Source organism: Mycolicibacterium xanthum (assembly GCF_019710635.1).
Taxonomy (GTDB): Bacteria; Actinomycetota; Actinomycetes; order Mycobacteriales; family Mycobacteriaceae; genus Mycobacterium; species Mycobacterium xanthum.
The window spans coordinates 141708-158594 of the sequence record NZ_JAIFZS010000006.1 but is presented as its reverse complement, the minus strand read 5'-3'; the positions used below and the strand labels follow the sequence as shown (position 1 = coordinate 158594).

General features: G+C 71.1%; 13 protein-coding genes. 9 read left to right on the top strand and 4 right to left on the bottom strand.

The features are described 5' to 3' along the window. Positions 1–49: 49 nt before the first annotated feature. The 3 genes from tilS to dacB are packed head-to-tail and all read right to left on the bottom strand — an operon-like array spanning position 50 to position 3431. Positions 50–1012, bottom strand: coding sequence for a tRNA lysidine(34) synthetase TilS (gene tilS, locus JDV09_RS03910; RefSeq protein ID WP_221367792.1), 963 nt, complete (start codon positions 1010–1012; stop codon positions 50–52). Next, the gene (locus JDV09_RS03905; RefSeq protein ID WP_221367791.1) at positions 991–2061 is read right to left on the bottom strand and encodes an Rv3626c family coenzyme F420 biosynthesis-associated protein; all 1071 of its coding nucleotides are present in this window, start codon (positions 2059–2061) and stop codon (positions 991–993) included. The genes tilS and JDV09_RS03905 overlap by 22 nt, the downstream gene beginning before the upstream one ends. Beyond that, entirely contained in the window at positions 2058–3431 is a 1374-nt protein-coding gene (dacB, locus tag JDV09_RS03900) for a D-alanyl-D-alanine carboxypeptidase/D-alanyl-D-alanine endopeptidase (RefSeq protein WP_221367790.1), read from the bottom strand. The genes JDV09_RS03905 and dacB overlap by 4 nt, the downstream gene beginning before the upstream one ends. 125 nt (positions 3432–3556) lie before the next feature. On the opposite strand from dacB, the gene JDV09_RS03895 reads away from it, so the two are divergent. The 3 genes from JDV09_RS03895 (at position 3557) to alc (ending at position 5820) form a co-directional block, all read left to right on the top strand. Further along, positions 3557–4045 (top strand): inorganic diphosphatase, encoded by a 489-nt coding sequence (locus JDV09_RS03895; RefSeq protein ID WP_221367789.1) that lies wholly within the window; start codon positions 3557–3559, stop codon positions 4043–4045. Positions 4046–4230: 185 nt separating this feature from the next. Next, on the top strand, positions 4231–4752 hold the full coding sequence (locus JDV09_RS03890; protein ID WP_221367788.1) for a 2-oxo-4-hydroxy-4-carboxy-5-ureidoimidazoline decarboxylase: 522 nt from the start codon (positions 4231–4233) through the stop codon (positions 4750–4752). 36 nt (positions 4753–4788) lie between these two features. After that, positions 4789–5820 (top strand): allantoicase, encoded by a 1032-nt coding sequence (gene alc, locus JDV09_RS03885; protein ID WP_308123994.1) that lies wholly within the window; start codon positions 4789–4791, stop codon positions 5818–5820. Positions 5821–5886: 66 nt separating this feature from the next. On the opposite strand, the gene JDV09_RS03880 is transcribed toward alc, so the two are convergent. Beyond that, the gene (locus JDV09_RS03880; RefSeq protein WP_221367883.1) at positions 5887–6918 is read right to left on the bottom strand and encodes a TerC family protein; all 1032 of its coding nucleotides are present in this window, start codon (positions 6916–6918) and stop codon (positions 5887–5889) included. Between the two features lie 220 nt (positions 6919–7138). On the opposite strand from JDV09_RS03880, the gene JDV09_RS03875 reads away from it, so the two are divergent. From JDV09_RS03875 to JDV09_RS03850, 6 genes are read left to right on the top strand one after another with little or no spacing between them, the layout of a single operon-like run. Continuing rightward, the gene (locus tag JDV09_RS03875) at positions 7139–11068 is read left to right on the top strand and encodes a Pls/PosA family non-ribosomal peptide synthetase (protein WP_221367787.1); all 3930 of its coding nucleotides are present in this window, start codon (positions 7139–7141) and stop codon (positions 11066–11068) included. After that, a complete protein-coding gene (locus tag JDV09_RS03870) occupies positions 11065–12411 on the top strand; it encodes a M1 family metallopeptidase (RefSeq protein WP_221367786.1) in 1347 nt (448 codons plus the stop codon). The genes JDV09_RS03875 and JDV09_RS03870 overlap by 4 nt, the downstream gene beginning before the upstream one ends. Beyond that, entirely contained in the window at positions 12408–13658 is a 1251-nt protein-coding gene (locus JDV09_RS03865; RefSeq protein WP_221367882.1) for a hypothetical protein, read from the top strand. The genes JDV09_RS03870 and JDV09_RS03865 overlap by 4 nt, the downstream gene beginning before the upstream one ends. A 50-nt stretch (positions 13659–13708) precedes the next feature. Next, positions 13709–14701 (top strand): UDP-glucose 4-epimerase GalE, encoded by a 993-nt coding sequence (gene galE / locus JDV09_RS03860; protein ID WP_221367785.1) that lies wholly within the window; start codon positions 13709–13711, stop codon positions 14699–14701. An 8-nt stretch (positions 14702–14709) separates the two neighbouring features. Beyond that, the gene (locus JDV09_RS03855) at positions 14710–16473 is read left to right on the top strand and encodes a hypothetical protein (RefSeq protein WP_221367881.1); all 1764 of its coding nucleotides are present in this window, start codon (positions 14710–14712) and stop codon (positions 16471–16473) included. Positions 16474–16493: 20 nt separating this feature from the next. Then, a complete protein-coding gene (locus JDV09_RS03850; RefSeq protein ID WP_221367784.1) occupies positions 16494–16862 on the top strand; it encodes a carboxymuconolactone decarboxylase family protein in 369 nt (122 codons plus the stop codon). The last annotated feature ends 25 nt before the right edge of the window (positions 16863–16887 follow it).

The window sequence follows — 16887 nt, the reverse complement described above, 5'->3', positions numbered from 1 at the left end:
GTGCCGCGCCGCGCGGGTGCGACACGATCGCCGATCCAGTTGCCGACCGTCATACCGGTTCCCGGTAGAGAATCAGCTGTTCGCCGCGTCGGCCCGCGAACAGCCGCTCGCGGGGCGGCCCGCCGGGCACCGCCACCCCGCCCTGTCCGCGCCACGCGGTCACCAGCGCATCCACCGCGTGGATCTGGACGGCGGTCAGTCCGCGCGCCCCGGCGGCCAGCAGCCAGGCGCGGATGGCGCGGCGGCGCACCGCGGGCGCCAGCCCGGCCAACTCGGTCACCGCCAGCCCGTCGCCGGTGCGGGCGCGGTCGAGGGCCTCACCCGCCAGCAGATCGAGCACGTCGCCGTCCTGCTGCAGCGCCGCCGCGGTACGGGCCAGCGCCTCGGCCACCCCGCCGCCGAGGACGTCCTCGAGCAGCGGGAGCACCTCGGTGCGCAACCGGACCCTGGTGAACCGGGCGTCGGTGTTGTGCGGGTCGCGCCACGGCGTCAGCCCCAGCTCGGTGCACGCCCGCTCGGTGAGCGACCGGCGCACGCCGAGAAACGGCCGGTACCAGGGTGGGTCGTAGGGCCGCATGCCCGCGATGGACCGGGCGCCCGATCCGCGGCCCAGCCCCAGCAGCACCGTCTCGGCCTGGTCGTCGAGGGTGTGCGCGAGCAGCACCGGTTGCCGGCCGCGGGCCTGTTCCAGCGCCGCGTAGCGGGCACTGCGGGCGGCCGCCTCCGGGCCGCCGGCGGTCCCGACGTCGACGCAGAGCACCTGGGCGGCAACACATCCCAGCGCAATGGCCTGATCACGCGCCGCGGCGGCGACCGCGCCGGAACCCGGTTGCAGCCGGTGATCGACGATCAGCGCCGTGGTCGGCACGACGGCCGCCGCGACGGCGGTCAACGCCAGCGAGTCGGGCCCGCCCGACAACGCGACGCACCATCGGGTGTCGCCCGGGGTGTGGTCGCCGACGAACCGGCGAAGCTCAGCGGTCAGCTCCGCTACAGCACCCGGTCGATCCATCGCTGCGGCTCGTCGATCTCGGTGGGCAGTGGCAGGGTCTCGGCGTCGGTCCAGACCGCGTTGAACCGCGTCATCCCAACCTTGCCGACGACGGCGTCGACGAACGCCTTGCCCCTGGTGTACTGGCTCATCTTGGCGTCGATGCCGAGCAGGGCGCGCATCAGCCGCTGCAGGGGCGGCTGATGCCGTTGCCTGCGCTCGTCGAACCGGCGCCTGATGGTGGCCACCGACGGCACCACCGCGGGCCCGACGGCGTCCATCACGTGGTCGGCGTGGCCCTCCAGCAATGTGCCCAGCACCAGCAGGCGGTCCAGCGCCTCCCGTTGCGGCTCGGACTGAACCGCCCGCAACAACCCCAGCACGCCCGTCGAGCTCGGTTCGGGCTGTTGACCGTTGGACCCCGCTCGGCGCGCGCGCAGATACTCGGCGAGCCGGCCGATCAGCTGCGCCACGTCCTCGCCGCTCTCGTCGGTGACGACGGCCAGCGACTCCGACATCAGGTCGGCCAGCCACGGGTTGGCCCGGAACTGCACCCGGTGGGTGACCTCGTGCAGGCACACCCACATCCGGAAATCGGCGGGCTGCACCCGCAGTTGCCGCTCGACGGCGATCACGTTGGGGTACACCAGCAACAGCTCGCCGCCGCCCGCGGCGAACGGGTCGTACTGACCGAGGATGCCCGAGGACACGAACGCCAGCACCGCCCCGGTCTGCACCCCGGCGATGCGTCCGCTGATCGCCCCGGGCCTGGCCTCGCCGTCGGCGCCGCCACCGGTCATCACCCGCATGGAGTGCGCCGCGGCGCTGATCCACTCCGGGCGGTTGACCACCCGGGCCTCGGGGACGTCGCCGCCCTCGATCAGGCCCGTCACCTCACGCACCGGCACCTCGGCGGCCCGGGCCGACTCGGCGAGCTGCTCGACAGCCTGCGTGCGGGTGTAGTCGGTGGCCGCGGGCTCGGGCCGGGCCAGCCGGCCGCCCAGCGACGCGGCGAGGTTCCAGTCGACGGCGCGGCCGACGTTGAAGCCGGATCCGGTCGCCGGGCTCATGCGCCGCATCCGCAGGAGCGCAGCGTGGCGGCGAACGCGTCGAGGGCGGTGCGCCCGGTGGGGCCCGCCTCGTTCGACAGCAGCGCGAACGTCAGGACCCGGCCGCTCTCGTCGGTGACGATGCCGGCCAGCGTGTTGGTCGCGGTCAGCGATCCGGTCTTGGCCCGCAGGTAACCCGCGGCGGCGCGGCCGGCGTCGGTGTCGAGGTAGCGGTTCGACAGGGTTCCGCTGCCACCGGCGATGGGCAGCAGGTCGACCAGCGGGCGCAGCGCGGGCCGGTCGTCACCGGCCGCGGCGTTGATCACCTCGTCCAATGTGCGGGCGGTGAGCCGGTCGTCGACCGACAGCCCGCTGGAGTCCAGCAGCCGCGCACCGGCCGTCTCGATGCCCGCGTTCCCGAGAGCGGTGAGGACGGCGCGGGCGGCGCCGTCGAAGCTGCGGGGCTGCCCGGCGGCGGCGGCCACCTCACGACCGGTCGACTCGGCCATCACGTTGTCGGAGTAGTTCATCATCTCGCGCAGCCGTTGCATCAGCGGCGGCGACTGCACCGAGGCGATCTCCTCGCCCCGCGCCGCGGCGGGCAGCACCGTCACCGTCGCCGGGTCCACCCCGAGGGCCACCGCGAGCGCCCGGCCGGCGTCCAGGGCCGGGGTTCTGGACCGCCGCGACTGGTCGGTCAGCGGCTGGGTGCGGCCCCCGTCGAGCATCACCGACTCCATCGGGGCGATATCGCCGCCGTCGATGTCCAGTGGATCCCAGCCGGGCGCCATCGTGGGTCCGCTGTAGGCGCTGACGTCGACCTGCACGGTCTTGACGGCGACCCCGCTGCGGCGGACCTGGTCGGCGAGATCGACGATCCGCGCCGCGTCGCGGTACAGGGTGTCCTGTCCGCGTGGCGCCGCCGACAGCGTCTGGTCGCCGCCCCCTACGAGCACCACCACGCCCGGCGAGGTGGACAGCACCGTCGTGGTCAGCCGGGCGTCCCGGTCCAGGGTCAGCAGGGCCGCGGCGGTGGTCAGCACCTTGTTGGTCGACGCCGGCTGCATCGGCACGTCGGGACCCTGCGCCCACAGCTGTTCGCCGGTCATCGCGTCGGTGATCCGGCCGGTGAAACGCCCCAGGTCCGGGTTGGCGGCGACACCGGCCAGCGCCGCGGCCAGGCCGGCCGGGGTCGGGGTCGCCGCGGCATCGGCGACGGGGACCACCGCGGGCGCGGCGGTGGCCGGTGCCGGCTGTGGCGCGACCGCCACCTGTTCGGAGTTCCCGCGCGAGGACACCAGCACAGCCGCCGCCACGATGACGCCGACGAGCAGCGCGATGGTCGCCCCGACCGCCAAGTAGGTGGATCGTCGCCACCGAGTGGGCCGCATCATCCTCCTGCCCTCGATCGACAACCCGAGCCACCCCTGCAGTGCAGGGTATCGCTCCTCTAAGGTGACCTCGGCGGGTGATACGCGCCCCACACACGGTCCGAGGTTGCGAAGGAGTCGCGGCGGTGCAGTTCGATGTCCTCATCGAGATCCAGAAGGGTTCACGCAACAAGTACGAGGTGGACCATGACAGCGGCAAGATGAAGCTGGACCGCTACCTGTTCACGGCGATGGGTTATCCGACCGACTACGGCCTCATCGAGGACACCCTCGGGGAGGACGGCGACCCGCTCGACGCGCTCGTCCTGCTGCCGGAACCGGTGTTCCCCGGATGCATCGTGGAGGCCCGTCCGGTCGCGATGTTCCGGATGACCGACGAGAAGGGCGGCGACGCAAAGGTGCTGTGCGTGCTCGCCGACCCGCGCTGGGACCACATCACCGACATCGGCGACGTGTCGTCGTTCGAGCTGGACGCGATCAAGCACTTCTTCGTGCACTACAAGGACCTCGAGCCGGGCAAGTTCGTCAAGGCCGCCGACTGGGTGGGCCGCGCGGAGGCCGAGGCCGAGGTCGAGCGCTCCATCGCGCGGTTCAAGGAGTCCGGCGGCCACTGATCGCTCTGGGCCCTCGAGATTGCACCCTCCAGATTGCTCTGGCGGTTGTGACCACGGGCGTCACACGACCCTGCACACAATCTCGGCGGCCCTGTCCCGACAGTGCGACATACACCACACCGCGATTTTGCGTGGCTGTAACACGGCGTAACGCCGTTGTTCCATCCAGCTTCGATCATGGCGGTGTGTTGCTGCATCAGGGGATCGGTTTGGACGCGTTCAACGCGATGCCGATGCGCCGCGCCGTGCACGCCCTCTTCGAATGCTGCTACAGCGTGCCGCTGGCCGCCGAGATCGCCCGGGCCCGTCCCTTCGCGAGCCACGACCAGCTGTTCCGCACCGCCGATTCGCTGCTGTTCGGGCTCGGCGAGGAGTCGATCGACTCCATCCTGCAGGCCTACCCGGACATCGGCCGCCGGCCCGGCAGTGAGAAGTCGCACGCCGAGCAGTGCGCGATCACCGACGAGCGGCCCGAGATGATGGAGCAGCTCGCGGCGGCGTCCAAGGAGTACCTGGACCACTTCGGGTTCGGCTTCGTGATGTACATCAACGGTTACGGCGCCGAGGATGTGCTGGCCGCCATGCACGACCGGATGCACAACGACGACGAGACCGAACGCAAGGCGGTCCGCAACGAGCTGGCCCGGATCAACCGCACCCGGCTCGAGCGGATGCTCGGCCCCGAGGGCGGCTTCGACAACTGGTGACAACCGGTTTGCCGGTGCTCGCATAGGCTCGTCCGGGTGAACACCCCGTCGAGACCCACCGGCCACACCCACTTTCTGTCCCTGCCCGACCTGGCGGCCCGGTCCGCCGGCGGAGCGGTGCTGTGGGCCAACGACGATGTGTTCGCCGAGAAGGAGAACCTGGTCAAGCCCGGTCCCGCCGAACACCGCCCGGCCACCTTCGGCCACAAGGGGCAGGTCTACGACGGTTGGGAGACCCGCAGGCGACGAGGCGTGACCGAGGATTCACACGATGCGGCGATCATCCGGCTCGGGGTGCCCGCGATCGTCCGCGGCGTGGTCGTGGACACCGCGTGGTTCACCGGCAACTATCCTCCGGAGATCTCCGTCGAGGCCGCGCATGTCGCAGGCCATCCCTCGGTGGAGGAACTCGTCGACAAGACCGAGTGGACGACGATCGTCGGGCGCACCGGCGTCAACGGGGACACCCGCAACCCGTTCGAGACCGACTCCGACCGGCGATGGACACACGTACGGTTGTCCATCTATCCCGACGGCGGCGTCGCGCGCTTCCGGGTGCACGGCGAGGGGCTGATCAACCCGGATTTCGCCGAGAACATGACGCTGGACCTGGCCGCCCTGGAGAACGGCGGCCGGATCACCGCCTGCTCGAACATGTTCTACAGCTCACCCAACAATCTGTTGCTGCCCGGGGTGGCGCGGACGATGGGTGAGGGGTGGGAGACCTCACGTCGCCGCGACGCCGGAAACGACTGGGTGGAGATGAGACTCGCCGGCCAGGGCGTGCTGAACGCGATCGAGTTGGACACGTCGTATTTCGTCGGCAACTCGCCCGGCGCGGCACGGGTGTCGGGCCGCGACGGCGACGGTGCGTGGTTCGAGATCCTGCCGCTGACCGAGTTGCAGCCCGACACCCGCCACCGGTTCCGCGTCTACGACGACCGTCCGGTGACCGCTGCGCGCCTGGACGTGTACCCCGACGGCGGAATGGCCCGGGTCCGGCTGTTCGGTGCGCTGACCCCTGCCGGTCTGCGCGACGTCTGCGACCGCTGGGAAGCCAGCACATAGGCGATCGTCACGACGCGACCGACGTCGCAGCCGCGCTCGGCCGCACCGCCGGCGCGGTGAGGTGACTCAGTGCGTCGGGCCGGCCTGCGCCTCGTCGGGGTCCTGCGTGCCGCCGGCCGGCTCGCCGTTCTTGCGCACATCGTGCACCCGCGTCTTGTACAGGCTCGCCGCGGTGGTGACCAGCAACGTGACGACGATGACACCCAGGCTCAGCAGTGTGGGGATCTCCGGCACCGGTACGTGTTCACCGCCGTTGATGAACGGCAGCTCGTTCTCGTGCAGCGCGTGCAGCAGCAGTTTCACCCCGATGAAGGCCAGGATGAGCGCCAGCCCCTGGGACAGGTAGACCAGCCGCTTGAGCAGGTCGCCGAGCAGGAAGTAGAGCTGGCGCAGACCCATCAGCGCGAACACGTTCGCGGTGAACACCAGGTAGGGCTCCTGGGTCAGGCCGTAGATCGCCGGAATCGAGTCCAGCGCGAACAACAGATCGGTGGTGCCCAGCGCGACGATGACGAGGAACATCGGCGTCATCAGCCGGGTGCCGTTCTCCCTGACCCACAGGCGCAGGCCGTCCCACCGATCGGTGAACTTCATGTGCCGCCGGGCGAACCTCACCACCGAGTTCTCGGCATCGTCGTCGTGCTCGGTGTCACGCACCAGCTTGATCGCGGTGTACACCAGGAACGCCCCGAAGACGTAGAACACCCAGGAGAACTGCTGGATCGCCACCGCGCCGAGCGCGATGAAGACCCCGCGGAAGATCAGCGCCAGGATGATCCCGACCAGCAGGGCCTGCTGCTGGTAGATCCGCGGCACCTTGAAGCTGGCCATGATGATCAGGAAGATGAACAGGTTGTCGACCGACAGGCTGTACTCGGTGAGCCAGCCGGCGAAGAACTCGAGTCCGTACTGGCTGCCGTGGAAGAACCAGGTCCACAGCCCGAAGATCACGGCCAGTCCGATGTAGATGCTCAGCGCGGTCGCGGTCTCGCGCCGCGACGGCTCGTGCGGGCGGCGCCCGATCACGACCACGTCGAACAGCAGGATCGCGATCGTCACCGTGAGCGTGATCGCCCACTCGAGCGCACTGACGTTCATCAAACCTCCGGCCGTCGTGTCAACGCCGGAGGTCTCTTCCACCACCGCATCGGCGGCCCACAGCACCGGTCGTCCTCATCCGGACGACGTGGTGACGACGCTGCGGCGAAGGAATACTCCCCTCCAAGTAGGCCATTCTGCCAGGCGGTCACCCGACACGCGAAACAAGGCGTTGCGCCACGACTACGTGCGGACTCTCGCCGCTTAGTAGTTTGTACCCGTGACAGCTGCGGATCCGACCCCGGAGATCCCCACCCAGTTCGTGCTGTCGGCGTCTGCGCCCGAATCGCGCACCCTGATCGACATCCTCTACGCCACCGCGGCCCGCCACCCGGACGCGACCGCGCTCGACGACGGCGCGGTGCAACTCACCTATGCCGAGTTGATCTCCGATGTCGAGGACAGTGTGCAGTGGCTGGCCGCGCGCGGCATCGGCCGCGGCGACCGCATCGGGATCCGGATGCCGTCCGGCAGCTACGCGCTCTATGTCGCGATCCTGGCGGCGCTGGCCGCCGGCGCGGCCTACGTGCCCGTCGACGCGGACGACCCCCAGGAGCGGGCCGAGTTGGTGTTCACCGAGGCCGACGTCGTCGCGGTGATCACCGAACGGGGCCTGGTCCGCGGCCCCGGCTCGTCGCGGGGCTGGCGGGCCGCCGCGCCGCTGAGCCGTGACGACGCCTGGATCATCTTCACCTCGGGCTCGACCGGCACCCCCAAGGGTGTGGCGGTCAGCCACCGCAACGCGGCGGCGTTCGTCGACGCCGAGGCGCAGATGTTCCTGCGGGACAACCCGCTCGGCCCCGATGACCGGGTGCTGGCCGGGCTGTCGGTGGCGTTCGACGCCTCCTGCGAGGAGATGTGGCTGGCGTGGCGACACGGCGCCTGCCTGGTACCCGCGCCGCGTTCGCTGGTGCGCAGCGGCATGGACCTGGGCCCGTGGCTGGTGTCGCGCGACATCACCGTGGTGTCCACGGTCCCCACCCTGGCCGCGCTGTGGCCGGTGGAGGCCCTGGAGGCGGTGCGGCTGTTGATCTTCGGCGGGGAGGCCTGCCCGCCCGACCTGGCCGAGCGACTCGCGGTCGACGGGCGCGAGGTCTGGAACACCTACGGCCCCACCGAGGCCACCGTGGTCGCCTGCGCCGCGCAACTGGACGGCCGCGGCCCGGTCAGCATCGGCCTGCCGCTGCCCGGTTGGGATCTCGCCGTCGTGGACAAGGACGGCGCCCCGGTCGCCGTCGGTGAGGTCGGCGAGCTCGTCATCGGCGGGGTCGGCCTGGCCCGCTACCTGGACCCGGAAAAGGACGCCGAGAAATACGCGCCTCTCCCCTATCCCAGCCCGATCTCGCATTGGAGCCGCGCCTACCGCAGCGGCGACCTGGTCCGCCTGGAATCCGACGGCCTGTACTTCGTCGGACGGGCCGACGACCAGGTCAAGGTCGGCGGGCGGCGGATCGAACTGGGTGAGGTCGACACCGCGCTGGTGCACCTGCCCGGGGTCAGCGGCGGCGCGGCCGCGGTGCGCCGCACCGCCAGCGGCACCCCGCTGCTGGTCGGTTACATCGCCAGCGCCGACCCCGATTTCGACATCGCGGCCGCCCGCGCCACGCTGTCGCAATCCCTTCCCGCCGCGCTGGTTCCGCGGCTGGTGCTGGTCGACGAACTGCCCACCAGGACCTCGGGCAAGGTCGACCGCGAGGCGCTGCCGTGGCCGGTCGACGACGACACCGACGCGGACGCGCCCGACCTCGGCGGCACGATGGGCTGGCTGGCCGGGCTGTGGCGCGACGTGCTGGCCGCCCCGATCGACGGTCCCGAGGCGGACTTCTTCGCCCTCGGCGGCGGATCGCTGTCGGCCGCACAGCTGATCGCCGCACTGCGCCAACGCTATCCGCAGGTCACCGTCGCCGACCTGTACGACCATCCCCGGCTCGGTTCACTGGCCGGCTATCTCGACGAGCTCGCCCCACCGCCCGAGGTGCAGATCCGCACGGTCACACCGGTGCCGCGGCTCACCCAGGTGGCGCAGGTGGCGCTGAGCGTGCCGCTGTCGATGCTGTCCGGGATGCAGTGGGTGGTGTGGCTGGCTATCGCGAACAACGTCGCCGCCGAGCTGTCGCTGCTGTCCTGGGCGCGCCCGATCGGCTGGTGGTGGGTGCTGGCCGGGTTCCTGCTGTTCGTCACGCCGCCGGGCCGGATGGGTATCGCGGTGGTCGCGGCGCGGGTGCTGATCGGCAACCTGCAGCCGGGCAGCTATCCCCGCGGCGGTTCGGTGCATCTGCGGGTGTGGCTGGCCGAGCGGCTCGCCGAGGCCGGCGGCGCGGAGAACATGGCGGGGGCGCCCTGGCTGGTGTACTACGCCCGCGCGCTGGGCAACAAGGTGGGCCAGGGGGTGGATCTGCACTCGGCGCCGCCGGTGACCGGGATGCTGACGCTCGGGCACCGCTGCTCGATCGAGCCCGAGGTGGACCTGACCGGCTACTGGATCGACGGCGATCTGTTCCACGTCGGGCCGGTGACCGTCGGCAACGATGCCACCGTCGGGGCGAGGACCACCCTGCTGCCCGGCGCGGTGGTGGGCAAGGACGCCGACGTCGCACCCGGCTCGGGGGTGGTCGGCAAGGTCAAGAACGGGCAGTACTGGAAGGGTTCCCCCGCGGTGAAGTCCGGCAAGGCCAAGCATCCGTGGCCGGATCACCGGCCGCCGCGGGCCCCGCACTGGGTGGCGGTGTACGGCGTGACCTCCGTGCTACTGGGCGCGCTGCCGCTGGCCGCACTGGCCGCCGGGCTGGCCGTGATCGGTTGGGCGGTGCGCGACACCGCAACGGTGGGCGCGGCCCTGGTGCCCGCACTGGTGTGGACCGTCCCGGCGACCCTGGCGGCCCTGCTGACCTATGCGGCGCTGACCGTGCTCGGCGTGCGGGTCCTGGCGCTGGGCCTGCGGGAGGGGTACCACCCGGTGCGCAGCCGCTCGGGCTGGCAGTTGTGGGCCACCGAGCGGCTGATGGACGGCGCACGCAACTACCTTTTCCCGATCTACGCCGGGCTGCTCACCCCGTGGTGGCTGCGGCTGCTCGGCGCCGAGGTCGGCAAGGGCACCGAGATCTCCACCGCGCTGATGGTGCCGAAGTTCACCGTCGTCGACGACAGCGCGTTCCTCGCCGACGACACCATGGTCGGTTCCTACGAGCTGGGCGGCGGCTGGATCCACGTCGCCAGGGCCACCGTCGGCAAGCGGGCGTTCCTGGGCAACTCGGGCATCACCCAGCCCGGTCGGCGGGTGCCCGACGACGGACTGGTCGCGGTGCTGTCGGCCACCCCGTACAAGGCCAAGGCCGGCTCGTCGTGGCTGGGCAGCCCGCCGGTGCGGCTGCGGCGCCAGCCCACCGCCGCCGACGCGCTGCGCACCTTCCACCCGTCGGCGCGGCTGAAGGCGCTGCGGGCCACCGTGGAGACCTTCCGGCTCGTGCCCGTCGCGGTCACCTTCGCGATCGGCCTGGGCGTGCTGTTCGGCATCCAGTCGCTGGTGGTCGTGGTCGGCTGGGGGTGGGCCGCGCCGGCCACCGGGCTGATCCTGCTCGCCGCGGGCGCGGTGGCCGGCACCATCGCCGTGCTGGCCAAATGGCTGGTGATCGGCCGGATCGGCGCGATCGAGCATCCGCTGTGGTCGTCGTTCGTGTGGCGCAACGAGGTGTCGGACACCTTCGTCGAGACGGTGGCCGCACCCTGGTTCGCCCGGGCAGCGGCGGGTACACCGGTGATGAACCTGTGGCTGCGGGCCCTGGGCGCGAAGATCGGACGCGGTGTGTGGTGTGAGACGTATTGGCTCCCGGAGGCCGACCTGGTGACCCTCGGCGTGGGTGCGACGGTCAACCGGGGCTGCGTCGTGCAGACCCACCTGTTCCACGACCGGATCATGCGGATGGACACCGTGGTGCTCGAAGCCGGCGCCACGCTGGGACCGCACTGCGTGGCCCTGCCCGCGGCGCGCATCGGCGCCGCCGCCACCGTCGGGCCCGCGTCGCTGGTGATGCGCGGTGACGTGGTACCGCCCTCGACCCGCTGGCAGGGCAACCCGATCGCACCGTGGCTGCCCCGCAAGAAGGATGCGCAGGCCCCCGAGCCGAAGCCGACCAAGCCGGCGGCCGCGTGACGGCACGCAGACGCGGGGGCAAGAAGAACACCCCACCGGTCATCGATCCCTACCTGCCCACCACCGGCAACTTCGGCTACCGCGTGTCCCGCTACGAGCTCGAGCTCGAGTACAAGGTCACCATCAACCGGCTGGCCGGCGCGGCGACCATCACCGCGGTCACGCTGGCCGAGTTGAAGGCCTTCACGCTGGATCTGTCCGGCGCCCTGTCGGTGTCCAAGGTCGCCGTCAACGGCAAACGCCCGGCACACTTCCGCACCGGCGAGGGCAAGCTGCACGTCACGCTGGTCGACAAGCTGCCCGCCGGGGCCGCGATGACGATCGCGGTGCGCTACGGCGGAACCCCGCGACCGATCCGGTCCCATTGGGGGGAGGTCGGTCTCGAGGAACTCACCGACGGGGTGCTGGTCGCCGGGCAGCCCAACGGTGCGTCGTCCTGGTTCCCGTGCGACGACCACCCGAGCGCCAAGGCCAGCTTCCGCATCCAGATCACCACGGAGAGCTCGTACTTCGCGATCGCCAACGGAAAGTTGTTGTCCCGCAGGGCCCGCGCCGGAATGACCACCTGGATCTACGAGCAGGCCGAGCCGACCTCGACCTACCTCGTCACCCTGCAGATCGGCATGTACGCCAGACACCGGATGGCCAAGAACGGCGCCGAGATCTTCGCGGTGCTGCCCGCCCGGCTGCGTCGCACGTTCGACCACGACTTCGGCCGCCAGCAGCAGATGATGAAGCTGTTCGTCAAACTGTTCGGGCCCTACCCACTGGCGACCGGCTACACCGTGGTGGTCACCGACGACGATCTGGAGATCCCCCTGGAGGCACAGGGCATCTCGATATTCGGCGCCAATCACTGTGATGGACAGCGCGGGTCCGAGCGGCTGATCGCCCACGAGCTGGCGCACCAGTGGTTCGGCAACTCGGTGACCGCGCAGCGCTGGCGGCACATCTGGCTGCACGAGGGATTCGCCTGCTACGCGGAGTGGCTGTGGTCGGAGCACTGCGGCGAGCGCAGTGCCGACGAACTGGCGCGTTACTACCATCAGCGCCTGGTCGCTTCGCCGCAGAACCTGGTGCTCGCCGATCCGGGTCCCCGCGACATGTTCGACGACCGGGTCTACAAGCGGGGCGCGATCACCCTGCACGTTCTGCGCAAACGGATCGGTGACACCGATTTCTTTGCGCTGCTGAAGGAATGGACGACGCGGTACCGGCACGCCAGCGTCGTCACCGACGATTTCACCGGGCTGGCCGCCCACTACGCCGATGACCCGCTGCGCCCGTTGTGGGCCGCCTGGCTGTACTCACCCGAGGTTCCCGCGCTGGACGCATGGGAATGACCGACGCGACGGCCGGCCCCTCCAGCGCGGTCACCCGGGGCAGCGTGGTCCGTGTCGGGGCGGCGACCGCGGTGTCGGCGCTGTGCGGCTACGCGGTGTTGTATCTGGCCGCCCGCGATCTCGAACCGGCCGGTTTCTCGGTATTCGGGGTGTTCTGGGGGGCGTTCGGCCTGGCCAGCGGCGCCGCGTTCGGTCTGTTGCAGGAGACCACCCGCGAGGTGCGTTCGGCACCGTTCGCCGAACCGGGCGGCGAGCACAGTCACCCGATGCGGATCGGGGCCGGGGTCGGGGTGGCGGCCGCCGCGTTGATCGCGATCACCTCGCCGCTGTGGTCGGCGCACGTCTTCGTCGACGACCGGTGGCTGAGCATCGTGCTGCTCAGCGCCGGGCTGGCCGGTTTCTGCCTGCACACCACGCTGCTGGGCATGCTGGCCGGGATCGACCGGTGGTCGCAGTACGGCGCGCTGATGGTCACCGACGCGGTGCTGCGGGTCGCGGTCGCCGCCACGACGTTCGCCGTCGGCTGGGGGCTGGGCGGATACCTGTGGGCCACCGTCGCGGGATCGGTGGGCTGGCTGCTGATGCTGCCGGCGTCGCCGACGGCGCGCGCGGCGGCGCGGATCCGCACACCCGGCACGTCGGCGACCTTCCTGCGCGGGGTCGGCCATTCGGTAGCGGCCGCGGGCGCCAGCGCGGTGCTGGTGATGGGATTTCCGGTGCTGCTCAAGGCCACCTCCGGCGACCTCGGCGCGGCGGGCGGCGTGGTGATCCTGGCGGTGACGCTGACCCGGGCCCCGCTGCTGGTACCGCTGACCGCGATGCAGGGGAACCTGATCGCCCACTTCGTCGACCAGCGGGCACACCGGCTGCGGTCGCTGGTCGTGCCCGCGGCGCTGGTCACCGGCATCGGCGCGGTCGGGGTGGTGCTCGCGGGGGTCTTCGGCCCGTGGCTGCTGCGCGAGGCGTTCGGCGCGCAGTACCAGGCCGATGGCGCGCTGTTGGCCTGGCTGACCGCGGCCGCCGTGACCATCGCGCTGCTGACCCTGACCGGCGCGGCAACGGTGGCCGCCGCCCTGCACCGGGCGTATGCGGCCGGCTGGTTGTCCGCGACCGTCGCGTCGACTCTGCTGTTGCTGCTGCCGGTCGCCCTCGAGGTCCGCACGGTGGTCGCGCTGCTGTGCGGCCCGTTGCTGGGCATCTCGGTGCACCTGCTGGCGCTGGCCGGGGCGGGCCGGGGCGCCGCATAGGATGCGGGCGAGCGCGCCGCAACCGGGCCCGCCCCGACGAAGGAGAGATCATGACCTGGCTGGTGACCGGCGGGGCCGGCTACATCGGCGCTCATGTGGTGCGCGCGCTCCGTGACGCCGGCACCGAGGTGGTGGTGATCGACGATCTCTCCACCGGGCTGCAGCGGTTCGTCCCCGCCGGCGTGCCGCTGGTGCGCGCGAATCTGCTCGACGGCGCCGCGGTGCGCGACACGCTGGCCACCCACCGGGTGACGGGGGTGATCCACATCGCGGGTTACAAGTTCGCCGGCGAGTCGGTGAAACGGCCGCTGCACACCTATGCGCAGAACGTCTCGGCGATGGTCACGCTGCTCGAGGCGACGACCGAGGCCGGCATCGACAAGGTGGTGTTCTCGTCGAGCGCGGCCACCTACGGCACCCCCGACACCGAGGTCGTCGACGAGGCGACCGCGACGACGCCGGAATCCCCGTACGGCGAGAGCAAGCTGATCGGCGAGTGGCTGCTGCGCGACGTCGGGCGCGCGACCGGTCTGCGGCACACCAGCCTGCGCTATTTCAACGTCGTCGGCTCGGGGTCCGACGACCTGTTCGACGTCAGCCCGTTCAACCTGTTCCCCAAGGTGTTCGACATGCTCTACCGCGGCCGGACGCCGCGGATCAACGGAACCGACTACCCCACACCCGACGGCACCTGCATCCGCGACTACGTGCACGTCTCCGACATCGCGCTGGCCCACGTCGTGGCGGCCGAGCGGCTGACGGCCGGGCAGCAGCTGGAGCCGGTCTACAACCTGGGCAGCGGGACCGGAACCTCGGTCCGCGAGATCATGACGGCGATGCGTGAGGTGACGGATATCGATTTCGAACCAGAGCCGGCGCCGCGCCGGCCCGGGGATCCGGCGCGCATCGTCGCCACCGGCGAACTGGCCGCCCGCGACCTGGACTGGGCGATGCGGCATTCGCTCACCGAGATGGTGGCCTCGGCGTGGTCGGCGCGACAGGCGGCCGGCACCGAGTACCCGTCGTCCGCGCCGGTTCCCTGACCGGCCAGATGAACTGGGTCGGCCGCACCGCTCTGGCGCTGATCGCTCTGCACCTGGCCGTCCGGGCGGCGCTGGCGTTCGGCGGCTACTTCTACTGGGACGACCTGATCCTCGTCGGCCGGGCCGGCACCCAGAGCCTGCTGTCGCCCGGATACCTGTTCGACGATCACGACGGCCACGTCATGCCCGGCGCATTCCTGATCGCCGGCGCCATCACCCGAGTGGCGCCGCTGAACTGGGTGGGACCGGCCGTCAGCCTGATGGTGCTCGCGGCGCTGACGTCGCTGGCGCTGCTGCGGGCGCTGTATGTGATCCTCGGCTGGCGTCCGATGTTGCTGGCGCCCTTGACTTTCGCGCTGTTCACCCCGCTGGCGGTGCCGGGGTTCGCATGGTGGGCGGCCGGGCTGAACTCGCTTCCGATGCTGGCCTCGATGGCCTGGGTGTGTGCCGATGCGATCCTGCTGCTGCGCACCGGGCGGCACCGCTATGCATACTCGGCGACGCTGGCCTACCTCGGCGGCCTGCTGTTCTTCGAGAAGGCGGCGATCATCCCGTTCGTCGCGTTCACCATCGCCGCGCTGTACCACCACGTGACCGACACCGGGTCCGTGCGGCAGGTCTGGCAGCGGGGCCGGCGGTTGTGGGTCGCCTGCCTGGCCGTCACCGCCGGGTGGGTCGGCGTCTATCTGGTGGTCGTCGATCAACAGCGCTGGAGTTTCGACCTGTCGATGACGTCAGAGCTGTTGTGGCGCTCGGTCACCCACGGCATCGTCCCGGGTCTGGCCGGCGGGCCGTGGGACTGGCAGCGCTGGGCTCCGGCCTCGCCGTGGGCGATGCCCCCGCCCGCGGTGATGATCCTCGGCTGGGTCGCGCTGGCCGGGGTGGTGGCGGTGACACTGCTGCGCAAACGGCGCATCGGGCCGCTGTGGCTGGCCGCGCTCGGCTACGCCGCGGCCTGCCAGTTGCCGATCTATCTGATGCGTTCGTCGCGGTTCACCGCCCTGGAGCTGGCGCAGACCCTGCGCTACCTGCCCGACCTGGTGTTGGTGCTGGCGCTGCTGGCGGCCGTCGGGCTGTGCGCGCCCAACCGGGACACCTCGACACGACTGGACGCGTCGCCGGCCCGCACCGTCGTGGCGGTGGGCCTGGCAGTGGCGTTCGTCGCGAGCAGCCTCTACTCGACGGCGACCTTCCTGACCAGTTGGCGCGACAACCCGGCCCAGCCGTATCTGCAGAACGCCAGGGCGGGCCTGGCGGCCGCGCACGCCGACTCGGATGCCCCGCTGCTCGACCAGGAGGTCGATCCGCTGGTGCTGCAGCGGGTGGCCGCGCCGGAGAACCTGGCCTCGCACATGTTCGCGCTGCTTCCGGAACGCCCCGAGTTCGCCTCGGCGACAACCGAACTGCGCATGCTGGATGCGCACGGGAAGCTGGTGGACGCCAAGGTGACCTGGGTGCGCAGCATCGTGCCGGGCCCCGCGCCGCAGTGCGGCTACCTCGTGCAACCCGACTTCCCGGTGACGATGCCGCTGGACGGCCCGCTGCTGCCGGCCGACTGGACCGCCGAGATCAACTACCTGGCCAACAGCGACGGCTCGATGATGCTGTCGCTCTCGGAGGGCGCCGAGGCCAAGGTCGCCGTGCACCCCGGCCTCAACCGTGTCTTCGTCCGGCTGCCGGGGGCGGGCGACGCGATCACCGTGCGGGCCAACACCGCCGCGCTGTCGGTGTGCATCGCGTCGGGCCCGGTCGGGTTCGTCGCACCGAAGTGACCTTGTGTCACGCTGATGGCATGACGGATATGCGCGCCAAGGGTCTCGAGGTGTTCGGTGAACTGATGCCGGGCGTACTGGCCGACGGCCAGACCACACTGGGCGAGGATGGATTCGGCGCCGAATTGCTCGACATCGGCCTGGAGAACGTGTTCGGGCGGCTGTGGGGCCGAGACGGGTTGAGCCGGCGGGACCGCAGCCTGGTCACCCTCGGCATCCTCATCACGCTGCGCGCGACCGACGAGTTGAAGTACCACGTGCAGATCGCCCGCACCAACGGGCTCTCCGAGGACGAGATCGCCGAGGTCATCTACCACGCCAGCGGGTACGCGGGCTTCCCCGCCGCCAACAGCGCGATGCAGACCGCCCGGGCCGCCCTGCAGGAGTGACGGTCGGCGCCGAGCGTGCGCTGAC

What these genes read in the sequence shown, in the direction of transcription:
- tilS (WP_221367792.1), bottom strand. Translation starts at nt 1,012, where the DNA reads ATGGATCGACCGGGTGCTGTAGCGGAGCTGACCGCTGAGCTTCGCCGG.
- JDV09_RS03905 (WP_221367791.1), bottom strand. Translation starts at nt 2,061, where the DNA reads ATGAGCCCGGCGACCGGATCCGGCTTCAACGTCGGCCGCGCCGTCGAC.
- dacB (WP_221367790.1), bottom strand. Translation starts at nt 3,431, where the DNA reads ATGCGGCCCACTCGGTGGCGACGATCCACCTACTTGGCGGTCGGGGCG.
- JDV09_RS03880 (WP_221367883.1), bottom strand. Translation starts at nt 6,918, where the DNA reads ATGAACGTCAGTGCGCTCGAGTGGGCGATCACGCTCACGGTGACGATC.
- JDV09_RS03865 (WP_221367882.1), top strand. Translation starts at nt 12,408, where the DNA reads ATGACCGACGCGACGGCCGGCCCCTCCAGCGCGGTCACCCGGGGCAGC.
- galE (WP_221367785.1), top strand. Translation starts at nt 13,709, where the DNA reads ATGACCTGGCTGGTGACCGGCGGGGCCGGCTACATCGGCGCTCATGTG.
- JDV09_RS03855 (WP_221367881.1), top strand. Translation starts at nt 14,710, where the DNA reads ATGAACTGGGTCGGCCGCACCGCTCTGGCGCTGATCGCTCTGCACCTG.
- JDV09_RS03850 (WP_221367784.1), top strand. Translation starts at nt 16,494, where the DNA reads ATGACGGATATGCGCGCCAAGGGTCTCGAGGTGTTCGGTGAACTGATG.